The 13,932-nt window shown below is 70.4% G+C and carries 10 protein-coding genes; 3 read left to right on the top strand and 7 right to left on the bottom strand.

What is annotated here, in order from left to right; genetic code table 11:
* Positions 1–28 precede the first annotated feature (28 nt).
* From ACFY3I_RS06625 to ACFY3I_RS06640, 4 genes are all read right to left on the bottom strand, one after another.
* Complete coding sequence (locus ACFY3I_RS06625; protein ID WP_390859649.1) at positions 29–895, bottom strand: carbohydrate ABC transporter permease; 867 nt, start codon at positions 893–895, stop codon at positions 29–31.
* 11 nt (positions 896–906) lie between these two features.
* Positions 907–1,854 carry a carbohydrate ABC transporter permease gene (locus tag ACFY3I_RS06630; RefSeq protein ID WP_390859650.1) on the bottom strand — a complete coding sequence of 316 codons (948 nt, stop codon included), beginning with the start codon at positions 1,852–1,854 and terminating at the stop codon, positions 907–909.
* Positions 1,855–1,866: 12 nt separating this feature from the next.
* Entirely contained in the window at positions 1,867–3,210 is a 1,344-nt protein-coding gene (locus tag ACFY3I_RS06635) for an extracellular solute-binding protein (RefSeq protein ID WP_390859651.1), read from the bottom strand.
* A 172-nt stretch (positions 3,211–3,382) separates the two neighbouring features.
* Positions 3,383–4,447, bottom strand: coding sequence for a LacI family DNA-binding transcriptional regulator (locus ACFY3I_RS06640; protein WP_390859652.1), 1,065 nt, complete (start codon positions 4,445–4,447; stop codon positions 3,383–3,385).
* 218 nt (positions 4,448–4,665) lie between these two features.
* Between ACFY3I_RS06640 and ACFY3I_RS06645 the strand changes: the two genes are divergently transcribed.
* Positions 4,666–6,501, top strand: a complete 1,836-nt coding sequence (locus tag ACFY3I_RS06645) for a glycoside hydrolase family 2 protein (RefSeq protein ID WP_390859653.1) — start codon at positions 4,666–4,668, stop codon at positions 6,499–6,501.
* Positions 6,502–6,642: 141 nt separating this feature from the next.
* On the opposite strand, the gene ACFY3I_RS06650 is transcribed toward ACFY3I_RS06645, so the two are convergent.
* The gene (locus ACFY3I_RS06650) at positions 6,643–6,990 is read right to left on the bottom strand and encodes a carboxymuconolactone decarboxylase family protein (RefSeq protein WP_390859654.1); all 348 of its coding nucleotides are present in this window, start codon (positions 6,988–6,990) and stop codon (positions 6,643–6,645) included.
* 88 nt (positions 6,991–7,078) lie between these two features.
* Positions 7,079–7,867, bottom strand: a complete 789-nt coding sequence (locus tag ACFY3I_RS06655; RefSeq protein ID WP_390859655.1) for an SDR family NAD(P)-dependent oxidoreductase — start codon at positions 7,865–7,867, stop codon at positions 7,079–7,081.
* A 335-nt stretch (positions 7,868–8,202) separates the two neighbouring features.
* Between ACFY3I_RS06655 and ACFY3I_RS06660 the strand changes: the two genes are divergently transcribed.
* On the top strand, positions 8,203–9,114 hold the full coding sequence (locus ACFY3I_RS06660) for a LysR family transcriptional regulator (protein WP_365292517.1): 912 nt from the start codon (positions 8,203–8,205) through the stop codon (positions 9,112–9,114).
* Positions 9,115–9,540: 426 nt separating this feature from the next.
* Here the strand turns inward: ACFY3I_RS06660 and ACFY3I_RS06665 are convergent, their stop codons facing one another.
* Positions 9,541–10,014 carry a VOC family protein gene (locus tag ACFY3I_RS06665; protein ID WP_390859656.1) on the bottom strand — a complete coding sequence of 158 codons (474 nt, stop codon included), beginning with the start codon at positions 10,012–10,014 and terminating at the stop codon, positions 9,541–9,543.
* Positions 10,015–10,482: 468 nt separating this feature from the next.
* On the opposite strand from ACFY3I_RS06665, the gene ACFY3I_RS06670 reads away from it, so the two are divergent.
* On the top strand, positions 10,483–13,932 hold the full coding sequence (locus tag ACFY3I_RS06670) for a phosphodiester glycosidase family protein (RefSeq protein WP_390859657.1): 3,450 nt from the start codon (positions 10,483–10,485) through the stop codon (positions 13,930–13,932).

A 13,932-nucleotide genomic window follows, 5' to 3' on the forward strand; every position in this document is an offset into this window, starting at 1 on the left:
ACGGCCGTGAACGGCCGGGCCCCACCGGTCACTTGATGCCCGTCGTGGCGATCCCCTGGACGATCTGGCGCTGGAAGACCAGGAAGACGGCGACGAGCGGGATGAAGCCGAGGACCGAGGAGGCCATGATCTCGGCGTACTGCGGGCTGGTGGGGTCCACCAGCGAGGCGAGGCCGACCGGGATGGTCTGGGACCTGGTCTGGCTGAGGACCAGCAGCGGCCACAGGAACGAGTTCCAGGAGCCGATGAAGGTGAGGATCGCGACCGTGGACACCGCCGGGCGGCACATCGGCATGCAGACGGCGGCGTAGACCCGCCACCAGCTCGCACCGTCGATACGGGCCGCTTCGATCAGCGCGACGGGGATGCCGCGGAAGAAGGAGTGGAAGACGAACACCGAGATCGGTGCCGCGACCGACGGCAGTACCAGCGCCCAGAAGGTGCCGAGCAGGTGGAAGGACCGGTACTCGATGAACTGGGGCAGCACCAGCGCCTCGGTGGGCAGCATCAGGCCTGCCGTGACGACGGCCATCACCAGGGCCCGCCCGCGGAAGCGCAGGAACGCCAGCGCGAATCCGGCCATCGAGCAGAAGGCCACCGTGAAGATCACGGCGAGTACCGAGATGACAAGGCTGTTGAGGTACCAGGTGCCGATCGGGTGGTTGTCCCAGGCGGTCGAGTACGCGTCCAGCGACCAGCCGCCGTCGAAGATCGACGTCGGGCTGCGGGTGATGGCCGCGTCGTCGCGCAGCGAGGTGATCAGTGCCCAGACGAAGGGAACCAGCCAGATCAGGGCGAACAGGGTCAGGCAGGTGGCGCAGAGCCGGTTGAAGAGCCTGGCGCCGTCGGGCGCGTCCTTCGGTTCGGCGGGCCGCGGCTGGGTGATGGTGGTCATGGGTCCTCCGCTCAGGCCGCGCTGCCGGCCGCACGACGGCGCCGCAGCCCGTACCAGGCCGCCGAGACGGCGACGATGATGACGAAATAGACCATGGTGGCGGCAGCGCCGTAGCCACCTCGGTAGGCGGTGAAGCCGGTGTCGTAGATGTACTCGATGACCGGCCGGGTGGACTGGTTGGGTCCGCCGCCGAGCAGCTGGTAGATCTGGTCGAACACCTTGAGCGAGGCGAGGATCTGGAGGATCAGCACCAGGCTGGTGGTCCGGCCGAGCAGCGGCACGGTGATGTGGCGGATCTGCTGCCAGGGGCTCGCGCCGTCGATGGCCGCCGCCTCGTAGACGTCCGCGGGGACGTCCTGGATCGCCGCGGTGTAGAGGACGAAGTTGAAGCCGAACGTCCACCACACGGTCATCAGCACGACGGCGGTCCAGCCGCCCGAGGTGCTGCCGATGAAGTCCGGCACCGGCAGTCCGACGGCGTCGAAGACCTTCGGGATGAGGCCGATCTGCGGGGTGTACATCCACAGGAAGACCAGGGTGACCACGGAGGACGGCACGACGTAGGGGACGAAGAAGGCGATGCGGTAGAAGAGGCGGCCGCGCCGTACCCGCGAGGCCAGCACGGCGACGCCGAGGGCGAGGATCACCAGCGGGGGCGTGGTCAGCAGCGTGAAGAGCACCGAGTGCCACATGCTCTCCCAGAACAGGGAGTCGGTGAGCACCTCGCGGTAGTTGGAGAGGCCGACGAAGTCCCCGAGGCCGCTCTTGACGGTGGTGGTGTTGAAGAAGCTCAGCACCACGCCGACGAGCAGCGGGCCGACCAGGAACAGCAGGTAGATCACGAGGAACGGAGCGGTGAGCAGCCTGCCCGCCCGCCGTTCCGAGGGGGCGGGCCGGTCGGCGGCGAGGCCCGTGGCGGTCCCGGCGGATGCCGGTCGCGCCGAGACGACGGTCGTCATGGTGACTGCCTCCTACTTCATCGTGACCGGCGGTCGGGACGTGGTGTACCGCTTCAGGGCGGAACGCATCGCGGCGGCCATGCCCTGGGGCGTGATCCGCCCGGCGAGCGCCTCGATGACGGTCCCGCCGATCACGCCCTGGAAGTCGGAGCCGGCGCCGGTGTACCAGGCCACCGGGTCGTACTGGGCGTCGAACGCGGCCCGGACGTAGTTGCGTTGTGGCGACAGGCCGAGGAACGCCTTGCTCTGCTGGGTCGGCAGCCAGGCCGGGATGTGGCCGCCCTCGGCCCACACCGCGCTGTTGTCGAGCAGGCTCTTGACGAACTTCGCCGCGTTGCGGGTGCGGGTGGCGTCACCCCGGTCGTTGCGCGGCAGGACGAGCGCGTGCGAGTCGGCGTACGCCACCGGCTTTCGGCCGAGCAGCGCCGGGAACGGCACCACGTTGAACTTCAGGTTCTCGACCTGCCGGTACGTCGGGATCTGCCACTCGCCGTCGAAGAGGAAACCGGCCTTGCCGGTGCTGAAGAGGGCGTTGGCGCCGGCTCCGGTGAGGTTCTTCGGCATGAGGTCCGGACCGGTCAGGCTCTGCATGAAGGCGACGGTCTCCCGCATCGCCTCGTCGTCGATGGCGATCTTCGTGCCGGAGTCGGTGACGATGGGGCCGGCCAGACCGGAGTAGACCATGCTGAAGAACCGCCAGGCCGTGGACGGGTCCGCGGTGATCGACATGACCGCGCCGTACTGGGCGCCGCCCGCGTCCCGCATCGCCTTCACCGCGTCGACGAAGTCCTCCTTGCCCTTGAGGGGCACGAGACCGTCACCGGCCGAGTCGAGCAGGCCCGCCTTGCGGGCGATTTCCACGTTGTAGAAGAGGACGAAGGGATGTGTGTCCAGCGGTACCGCGTACGCGGTGCCGTCCACGGTGGCCTTCTCCCAGGCCGCCGGGGTGAACTTGTCCCGGGTGACACCCAGTTCCCCGAGCGGGGTCCGGTCGATCGGCTCCAGCAGACCGGAGGCGGCCAGCAGCGGAAGCCGTGAGAGGTGGGTGATGCCGACGTCCGGCGGCGTACCGCTCGCGGTCGCCAGGGCCAGCTTCGTGTAGTACGGATTGCCCCAGCCCAGGATGGTCGCCTCGACCGTCGTTCCCGGGTCGGCCTTCCGGAACGCCTCCTCCATCCGCACCATGTTGGCGCCGTCACCGCCGGTGAAGAGGTTCCAGAAGACGACATCCGCCGTGTTCGGCTGCGAGCCCGTCAGGCCGGCCGCGAGCGGGGAGGAGCACGCCGCGAGCCCTCCGGTCAGGGCAAGGCCACCACCGAGGGCAAGGAACCGTCGGCGCGTCATCGCTCCGCTCATGGGGGTATTCACCTCGTTAATTCGATGTGAACTCGATGGCGCAGACCCTCGCACACGTTTTGCAACGATGCAATAGATCGCCGTGAAGAACCCGTCCGTGCCGGTCCGAAGCCTGTCCGAGGCCCGTCGGAGCCGCCGCGGCGAGGCCGCCTCGCGTGCGGCGGCCCCCGGTTCAGCCCTTCGAGCCCTGCCGGAGCGAGGACTCCCGCACGATCAGCCGGTACGGCGTGGCCTCCTGGGGGGCCGCCACCGCCACTCCCGCATGCTCCTCCTCGTCGGGCGCGGCCTCCCCGGCCTCGCCGGGAGCCTGCATCTGCTCCTCCAGCAGGACCAGCGAACGCTCGGCGATGGCGTCGAGGTCGGGGGCGACGGAGGTGAGCGGCGGGTGGGTGTAGGCGGACTCCTGGACGGCGTCGATGCCGACGACGGCCACCTCCTCGGGCACCCGGACCCCGGAGGCGTCCAGAGCGCGCAGCGCACCCACGGCGAGCGCGTCGTTGAACGCGAAGATGGCGTCGGGCAGCGGACCGTCGCCCTCCAGCAGTTCGCGCACGGCCGCGTAGCCCTGGTCCCTGGTCCAGTCCTCGACCGGTACGACCAGCCAGTTCACCCGGCGCACCCGGGCCGCCGACATCGCCTGCTCGTACCCCTCGGTGCGCTGGCGGCCGTTCTCGCTGCCGTTGCGGCCGAGCGCGACGATCCATCGGCAGCCCTGTTCCAGCAGGTGCTCGACGGCGGTCCGCGCGGCCGCCACGTTGTCGATGCCGACCCGTGGGAACTGGTCGCCGACGCTGTGTTCACCCAGCATGACCAGCGGGAAATCCGGCTTCTTCGCGCCGATGTCGCCGGCCGGCAGGGTCAGGGCGCTCAGCAGCACGCCGTCGGCGACGTTGGTCAGCCCGCCCTCGATGATCCGCCGCTCCACGTCGCTGTCGCCGGCGGTCGACTCCACCAGCACGGTGATCCCCCGGCGGCCCGCGGCCCGGATGACGGCCTGCGCCAGCTCGGCGAAGTAGGGCTCGGCGAGGAACGGCACCGCCAGGGCGATGAACCCGGTACGGCCCGAGCGCAGGCCGCGGGCCAGGTAGTCCATGCGGTAGCCCAGCTCGTCCAGCGAACGCTGCACCTTGGCGCGGGTGCCGGGGCTGACGTGCGAGTAGCCGCTGACCACGTTCGACACCGTCCGCACCGACACCCCGGCGTGCTCGGCCACGTCCCGCATCCGCACCTTGGCCACTGGGGCCTCCTTCCCGCCGCGCCGGCACTCGGTCCCGCCGGAAGGCCCCCGATCGGGCGCCCGGCGGGCTCCACAGAGTCTGCCGCACAGTGGAGCCCCGGCTCATCGTCGCATCCCGACTGGGCCTTGCATCGATGCAAACGATCACTCATGATGACAGGGCTTCGATCGTAGAAACGCCTATGCCGGGAATTCCGGAAAAGGCAGGAGGAGGGTCCGTGAAGGCGAGCGAGCAGGACGGGACGTATCCGAGGCCGATCCTGCGGCGGGAGCGGTGGCACAGCCTCGACGGCACCTGGGAGTTCGGGTACGACGACGCCCGCGAGGGCGAACGGGAGGCCTGGTTCTCCGAGCCGGGCGGGGGTGGGTCCGACCGGGAGCCCTTCGACCGGGAGATCACCGTTCCGTTCCCGCCCGAGGCACCCGCGTCCGGCATCGGCGAGACGGCCCCGCACCCGGTGGTCTGGTACCGCCGCCGCATACCCCACGACGTACTCGCCGTCGGCGACGGCCACCGGTCGCTGGTGCACTTCGGGGCCGTCGACCACCGCGCCAAGGTCTGGCTGGACGGACGGCAGGTGGCCGAGCACGTGGGCGGCCAGACCCCTTTCACCGCCGACGTGACCGACGCCCTGCTCCCCGGGGCGGACGAGCACGTGCTCGTCGTCCGCGCCGAGGACGACCCGGCCGACCTGGCGCAGCCGCGGGGCAAGCAGGACTGGCAGGACCGGCCGCACGCGGTCTGGTACGAGCGGACCACCGGCATCTGGCAGACCGTGTGGACCGAGACCGTGCCGGGACTGCACATCACCGACCTGGCCTGGATCCCCGACCCGGCGCGCGGCGTCGAGGCCGAGATCACCCTGGCCGCGGCGCCGTCCGCCCCCGTGGCGGTGGAGATCGTACTGAGCCATGACGGCGAGCCGCTCGCCGAGTCCACCTCCGTGGTGCGCACCCCGCGCGGCCGCGTCGAACTCGTCGTCCCGGCCCTGCGCAACGGCATCGACCGCGAGGACCTGCTGTGGAGCCCCGAGCGGCCCACCCTCATCGACGCGCGGGTGACCGTCCGCGACGCCGGCACCTCGGCTGTGCTCGACACCGTCGACAGCTATGTCGGCCTGCGCAGCGCCGGTGTCGGCCGGGGCGCCTTCCTCCTCAACGACCGCCCCTACTACGTGCGTTCGGTCCTCAACCAGGGCTACCGTCCGGACACCCTCATCGCGAACTCCGGCACCGCCGAACTGCGCCGCGAGGTCGAGCTGATCAAGGCCATGGGCTTCAACGCGGTCCGGATCCACCAGAAGGCCGAGGACCCCCGCTTCCTGTACTGGGCCGACCGGCTCGGACTGCTGGTGTGGGGCGAGACGGGCGCCGCCTACGAGTACGGCACCGAGGCCGTGGAACTGCTGACCCGCGAGTGGCTGGACCTGGTGCGTCGCGACCGCAGCCACCCCTCGATCGTCACCTGGGTGCCGGTCAACGAGAGCTGGGGCTGCTCCGACATCGCGAACGACCGGGCCCAGCAGGCCTACACGGTCGCGCTCGCCAACCTCACCAGGGCGCTGGACCCGACCCGCCCGGTCATGTCCAACGAGGGGTGGGAGCACACCGACAGCGACATCATGGGCGTGCACGACTACTCCTCCGACCCCGAACTGCTCACCCGCCGTTACGGCGACGCCGCCGGGTTCGAGGCCCTGCTCTCCTCGCCGGGCCCGGCCGGGCGGACCCTCTCGCTCGACCCGCGGCAGACCGGGCGGTACCACTCCGGTGAAGCACCGCTGATGGTCACCGAGTTCGGCGGGCTCTCCGTGGGCGCCGACGACGACGAGTTCTCCTACACCCGGACCGGCACCGCCGACCAGTACGCGGCCCTGCTCGGTGACATCTTCGGGGTGCTGCGCACGAGCCCGGTCGTCGCGGGCTTCTGCTACACACAGTTCATGGACACCGCCCAGGAGACCAACGGCCTCCTGGACGCGAGCGGTTCGCCGAAACTGCCGATGGAGACGATCCGCGCCATCGTCACCGGCGCCTCTCCGACGACCGGGTGACTCCGGGTCCCGGCAGAGCGCGGCCCACGAGTGAGGACGGCCCGCTCCAGCGGTCGGCCGACCGGCTCGGCCTGTCGCGCGGCGCTCCCCCTCCGCTCGGAGACCGGCGCGGCCGACGGCCGCGCCGGCTTCCGGGGGAGGTCAGGCGGCCGTGGTGTCACCGTCCTGTTCGAAGAACTTCATGGCCATGAATCCGTGTGCGTAGGCGCCCCCTGCGCGCAGCGCGGCGGCCGTCATGACGGTCTCCGCGAGTTCCTGCCGGGTCGCGCCGGCGGAACGCGCCGCCTTGGTGTGCGCCTCGATGCAGTACGCGCATTGCGTGGTCAGGGCCACGGCCACGGCCATGAGCTCGGTGTACTTGGGCGGGATGGCGTTGCCGCTGCCGCGCAGGACCTGGTTGTCCCAGGCCACGAACGCCTTGAAGGCGTCCGGAGCGCCGGCACGGATGTGCTTGGCGTACTGGTGGTCGGTGTGCTCGTGATAGGACACGACGCTCCTGTGGTCTCGGTCGCGGGGCCCATGGGGGCCTGTGAACGGTGCCGGGTGTGCGAGGGATGCCGACGGGCCGGGCGGCGGATCAGTAGATGTTGCGGCCGGCCCGCACGCCACCGTCCACGTCCCAGGTGGCCCCGGTGATCCAGTCCGTCTGGTCGGACAGCAGGAAGGCCACCGTGGGAGCCACGTCGTCGGGGGTTCCGACCCGGCCGAGCGGGTGAAAGCTGTTGAACCCGTCGAGCGTGGAGTCGATCTCGTCCTTCGGGATGAACGCCTCGTAGATGGGAGTGCGCACCACCGCGGGGGCCACGGTGTTGACCCGGATCCCGTACGGCGCCAGCTCCATGGCGAGGTGCTGTGTGAGGGAGTGCAGGCCCGCCTTGGCCACCGAGTAGGCCGACGACGGGGTGGCGGCCATGGCCTGGTGCGCCAGCATGCCGCCGATGTTGACCACGGCTCCCCTGGCCCCGCGGGCGATCATGTTGCCGGTGACGGTCTGGGTGACGAAGTAGAAGGCCCGGGTGATGGCCTGGTAGCGGTCGTAGTCCTCCTGGCTGTGTTCCAGGAACGACTTGGGCTCGAAGACACCTGCCGCGTTGACGAGCAGGGTCGCGTCGGAGTGGTGTTCCGTCAGCTCCGCGCGCAGACGATCCACGGCGCCACGGTCGAACAGGTCGCAGGCCAGGCCGACGGCCTTCCCGTGGTCGGCCAGCTGGGCGACGGCCTTGTCGGCGCTGTTCCGGCTCCGGCCGGTGACGACGGCGGTGCCGCCTCCTTCGAGCACCCGGCGGGCGGAGGCCAGCCCCATGCCGCTGGTGCCGCCGATGACGACGACCTTGCGTCCGGTGAAGTCGAAAGCGTTGGTGGACATGCTGGTGCTCCTCAGGTGCACTGCGAATACAGAATCGCGAATTTCCGGGCATGCGGGGAAAGGGGTGTCCGCGGACGCGCCGGATGGCGAGCGCCGCTCCCGCCCGCGCGGGTAAAATGTGTGGTTGCCGATTGCGAGCGGGAACTCGGCCCGGCCGGCCGACGCCTCCGGTCAACGGTGGGACGTCCGCCGGGCGCCGCGGTCGGGAACCCGCCGTCCGGCCCGTCCGCACGGTCGCGGGCGATGCCTCGACTGTAGGAGGCCCACCGTGCGGGCGGTAGAGGATCAGGGCGAATGCGGGCATAGCGAGTGCCTATGAGGAGAGAACGGCCGCCGTGAACATCGAGACGTTGCGCTACGCACAGGCCGTGTCCCGCACGAACTCGTTCAGCGCCGCCGCGCGGGCCTACGGCGTGACCCAGCCGTCCCTGTCGAACGGCATAGCCCGGCTGGAGGAGGAGTTCGGCGTCAAGCTCTTCGACCGCTCGCCCCGCGGGGTCAGGCCCACAGAGCACGGCGCGCGGATCCTGCCGCTGATCGACCGCGTCCTCGACGACCTGGACACGCTCCTCGCCGAGACCCGGCGGTTGGCCAGGCCAGCCGCCGAGCCGATCCGCATGGGCGTGTCACCCCTGATCAGCGGTGAACTGGTGGGCCGGGCGTACCAGGCGGCCCGCACGCTGAAGCGTCCGAGCGACCTGGTCCTGCGGGAAGCGGACCAGGAGCCCCTCGCCGACGACCTCCGGGCGGGCCGTCTGGACATCATCCTCGTCCCCGCGGTGCCCGGGATGCCGCGCTTTCGGCACCGCGTGATCGCCAGCGAACCGATGGTGGTGGTCGACACCTCGGCCCCGGGAGGGGACGGCCCGGTCGAGTTGAAGGAAGTGGCGGACGCGGCCTACATCCTCGGCCCCCGCACCTGCGGCCTGACCACCTTCACCACAGGTCTCTTCGAGGACAACAACCTGGCGATGCGCACGTATCCGGGTGAGGCCGCCAGTTTCCGGGCCGTGGACGAGTGGGCGGCTCTGGGCCTGGGCGCGGCCCTCCTGCCCCGCTCCAAAGTCACCTACGAGCACACCGACTGCCGCCCGCTCCTCCTGGCCGGCTCGCCCGTCGAGATGGCCTACGAGGCCGTCTGGGACTGCGACACGCCACTCGGGGCGGATCTGGACGAGTTGGTGGACGCGCTCACCGCGTCGACCGGGCAGGACCGGGTTCCGCGCCGGGCGGAGGACCGGCCCTGAGGGCCGTCCCCTCAGAGCGCTATTCCATTCGGTCCGGCCCAGGAGAATATCGACCGTAATTCATCGATGAAAACCTACGGGTGCGCGGTATACGGGGCGAGCCTACTATATGGGGGGTAGCGAGCTTAGGACGCCAGAAAGGCCAGTCACCATGCACTGCTACGACTGCTTTCTCGAGAGTCGCGCCTCGACCGTTCCGGCGAGCCCGGTCGTGGCGGCGGCGGCCTGCGCGCGTTGCGGGGCCGGTGTCTGCGGAAGGCACGCGCACGCCACCTGCGAATCGCTTTCCGGGGCCGCCGGAGCGCCGGAGGCCAGGCGCATCACGTGCGACCCGTGCTACCGCGCGGAGTCAGCCGCCGGTCCCGCCTGAGGACGTCGGTCGCGCCCGGGGTGTCGGCGGCCGTGCCGTCGCCACGACGGCGGATGTCATCGGCCGGGCTGCCGCTGCGTGATCTCCTGCAGCACCCATCCGTTCCCGTCCGGATCGCTGAAGGTGGCGTAGGAGGCGTACGAGGTCCGGTCCGGGTCGAGGCCCGCGAGCCGTTCCTGGCCGGCACCCCGGTGCACGGCGTCGCCGGCCTCGTGGCCGTGGTGGAGGATCCCACCGGCGTCATGGAAAACCTCACTGACCTCTATCCCCCTGCCGACGAGTTCGGCACGCGCCTTCTCGACATCGGAGACGATGAGGTAGAGGCCCTGGGCCGAGCCCGGATCACCGGCGGTCATCCCCTTCCCGAAAAGGATCGAACACGCGGAGCCGGGGGGCGTGAGGTGCACCAACCGGTAGTCCTCACTGAACGTGTTGTCGACGTCCGTGCGGAATCCCGCCGCCTCGTAGAAGTCCTTCGCACGGTCGACGTCGGAGACGGGGAGCACCACGGCCTCGAGCTTGAGTTCCATTTTCCTCATCCTGACGGAGTTGATTTGCGACGCCTTGCGGCCAGTGAGTGAATAAACTGCGCGAGAATTCGGCTCGATTCCGCCGGAATGCAGAATTCCGGAGAATCCTTCCACGCATCACAGTAATTGTGGCTCGCGCGCGCCCGCTCCGCATTACGGGGCGGCCCGCGATGCCGGGCGCCGGTCCGGAGCTTCCGCCGTGCCGAACACGCGGGTAGCCGGCCGGTCCCGAGCCCGCGCGGCCGGCCGGGCACCGGCGCCGGAGCGCCGGGCCTGAGATGCGCGTGGACGCGGGAAAGTTCGGACGGATCCGAGAATTGGCGGGATGTTCATGAAGCGGGGGGAACGTCCACCACGATGGTCATCCGGTGCACTCTGAACGGAAACCTGGGGTCCGCCGAGCGGGTGTGCGGTGGTCGTTGCGCGTCGGGTCGACCGACGCGCACGACTGCAAGGACAGAAACGCACATGACACTTCGAGAGAAGAGACCCGCGGCCGTCGGCGTGCGCCGCGCGGCGGCAGCCGCCGCGACACTGGCTCTCATCGGCGCCGTGACCGCGACGGGCACCGCCTTCGGCTCCGACGCCACGGCCGCACACGGCCACGACCGGACCGCACCGCAGAACTGGCTCCCGGACACCCCGGAGAACTGGCCCCTGGTGGTGGACCGGACCAGCACGCGGTCCGAGACCGTTACCCGCGGCCTCAAGCACCACAGCGAGACCTGGGACACCGTCGGCGGCCGCCAGCACGTCCAGGTGCTCCAGGCCGACCTCTCCAACCGCAACCTTCGGGTCGGCATGGTCGAGGCGGGCGACACCCTGACCAACCCGGCGGACGAGACCCCGTCGTCGATGGCCCACCGCACCCACGCGGTGGCGGGGGTGAACGGCGACTACTTCGAGATCCACGCCAGCGGTCGTCCCGTCGGCGGCGTCATGACCGACGGCCGTCTGCTGAAGAGCCCCAAGCCGGGCTTCGCCTCCCAGCTGGCCGTCAAGGCCGACGGCACCATGGTCATGGGTCCGGAGACGTTCTCCGGGACCATCACCGCCGGGACCGCGACCCGTGCGCTCACCTCTGTGAACACGGTCAACGACGTGGCCGGCGGCGGCATCACGAAGGTCACCTCCGACCTCGGCGAGACCCCGGGTCTGACCAAGGCGTCCACGCTGGTGGTCGGGCACGGCACCGACGGCGGCTTCGTCGTCGACCGGGTGCAGACCGGCATCACCACCGTGCCGCGCCTGGCGTCGGACGAGACCGGCCTGCTGGGCGCGGGCGACGGCGGGCAGTGGCTCTCCGACACCCTGCACACCGGCGACACGGTCGGCATCGCCACCCGGCTGTCCCCCGATAACGATGTCACCCAGCTGGTCAGCGGTGTCGACACGCTCGTCAAGGACGGCAAGGTCTACAAGGACCCGACCGGCACCCCGCCGAGCGGCGCCAACCCGGAGACCGCCGTCGGCATCACCAAGGACGGCAAGCACGCCATCGTCGTGGCCATCGACGGCCACGGCGGCTCCGACACCGCCTTCGGCGTGACCCCGGAGCAGGCCGCCGGCTACCTGGTCGAGCAGGGCGCGTACACCGCCATGCTGTTCGACGGCGGCGGCTCCACCGGCATGGTGAGCCGCGCTCCCGGCGCCGACCAGGCCGAGGTCGTCAACACGCCGTCCGACCTGCCCGGCAACACCGAACGCCCGGTCGCGAACGGCATCTTCTTCTACTCGACGGCCAAGCAGGCCGGGCCCGCCACCAAGGTGGTCGTGAACGGCGGCGACACGGTCACCACCGTCACCGGCGGCTCCATCCCGCTGCCGGTGTACTCCGTCGACCACTTCGACAACCCGGCGGCCGGCGAGACCCACGTCCGGATCGAGCCCGCGAGCCTCGCCACCTACGAGGACGGCAAGCTCACCCCGCACCGCTCGGGCACCGGCCGGATCATCGCCTGGAACGGCAGCGCCACCACCTCCGAGAAGCTGGAGGTCGTCAGCAAGCTGAAGTCCCTCAGCGTCTCCCCGGACCAGGTCGACCTGGACAACGGCGCCACCCAGCAGCTGACCCTGTCCGCCAAGGACGAGGACAACGACGAGGTCCAGATCCCCGCGGAAGCGGCCACCTGGAAGACGGACCCGGCGGACCTCGGCAGCGTGGACGCGCACGGCCTGTTCACCGCAAGCGCCGACGACGGCGGACTCGCCGAGGTGACCGCGAGCGTCGCGGGCGCCACCGCCACCACGTCCATCGCGGTCGGCAGTGTCAGCAAGGTCATCGACCCGATGAACAGCCTCGACCACTGGCGCCTCAGCAACAACACCTCCGGCAAGCCGGCCACGCTGACCGCCGACGCCGGGGTCGTACCGCCCGGTTCCACCGAGTCCGGTTCGCTGAAGCTCGACTACTCGATGCCGGCCGGTTCCGGCGTCAAGCAGCTGGTGCTCACCCCGAACGTCACCCTCAAGACCGACACCGCGGGCGGCCACGTCCCCACCGCGATCGGCATGTGGATCAAGGGCGACGGCAACGGCATCGAGCTGGCCGAGCGCTACATCGGCGTCAACGGGTCGGCGACCACGCTGTACCCGACGTACGTCACCTGGAAGGACTGGCACCTCGCCATCGCGCAGCTGCCGGCGGGCATGCAGTTCCCGCTGACCATCAGCTTCGTGGACTTCCTGGCCATCAGCCCGAGCACCGCCTACAGCGGCTCGCTCAACGTGGCCGGCCTCCAGGCGCTCTACTCGCCCCGCCCGGTGACCGTGCCCGAGTACCACGCCGTACCGAAGAACCCGAAGTGGCTCTCCTACGAGGAGGACTCGGCGGACTTCGCCCGGAACGGCAACACCCTGCTCGCCGGTGACGACGCCCACATGCTGGCCTCCGACCCCGGGTCGGTCAGCAGCAACGTGATGGACTCCATCGCGAAGCGGCTGCCCTCCCTGAGCCCTCAGGCCCGGCCGGACGCCGCGCAGTTCCTCGGTGACATGGCCGACGACGGCAAGCTCCCCGACCTCCAGTTCGCCAAGTCCAAGATGGACGCGCTCGGTGTGCCCGAGCGGGACATCGTCGGCAACCACGAGATCACCCAGGGCGCCGACGCCGAGAACGGCAACTACAGCGCCACCTTCGGCGACACGCACTACGCCTACAGCGAGGGTGCGGCGCGGCTGATCGTCACCGACAACTCGCACGGCAGCCTGCAGTCCTCGGACCCGTTCCAGGACCCCGAGGGCGCCCAGTACCCCTGGCTGGTCCAGCAGTTGACGGACACCACCGCCAAGGACGTGCTGGTCGTCACGCACATGCCCGCCTACGACCCGCACCCGGCCGCGAACAGCCAGTTCACGGACCGTTGGGAGGCGCGCATGTACCTGCGGCTGGTGCAGCGCTTCCAGCAGACGCACCCCAAGCAGCACGTGATCATGATGTACGGTCACGCCCGCGGCTTCGCCGAGCAGATCCTCGACCCCGAGGGCCACGGCACCACGGTGGAGAAGGGCGGCATCCCGCAGTTCACCTTCGCCGACCTCGGCATGCCCGCGTACGCTCCCGCGGACCAGGGCGGCTTCTACCACTTCGGGCTGATCCGCATCGGTGACGACGGCGACCTCCAGTACTCCGTCGAGCCCGCGCTGGCCTCGATCGCCGTCCAGGGCCCGAAGGACCCGATCGCCAAGGGCGACCACGTCACCCTGACCGCGACCGGCACCCAGGTGGCCGGCGACAACATCGCGCCGCTGACCCTCCCGGTGGCGGACCCCGCCTCGCACGTGTGGTCCTCGGCCGACTCGAAGATCGCCTCGGTGGACCCGTCCACCGGAGCCCTCACCGCCCACCGCCACGGCACCGTCACCGTCTCGGTGACCTCCGGCGGCGTCACGGGCAGCACCCAGGTCGTCGTGCAGTGA

Source organism: Streptomyces sp. NPDC001068 (assembly GCF_042897315.1).
GTDB lineage: Bacteria > Actinomycetota > Actinomycetes > Streptomycetales > Streptomycetaceae > Streptomyces.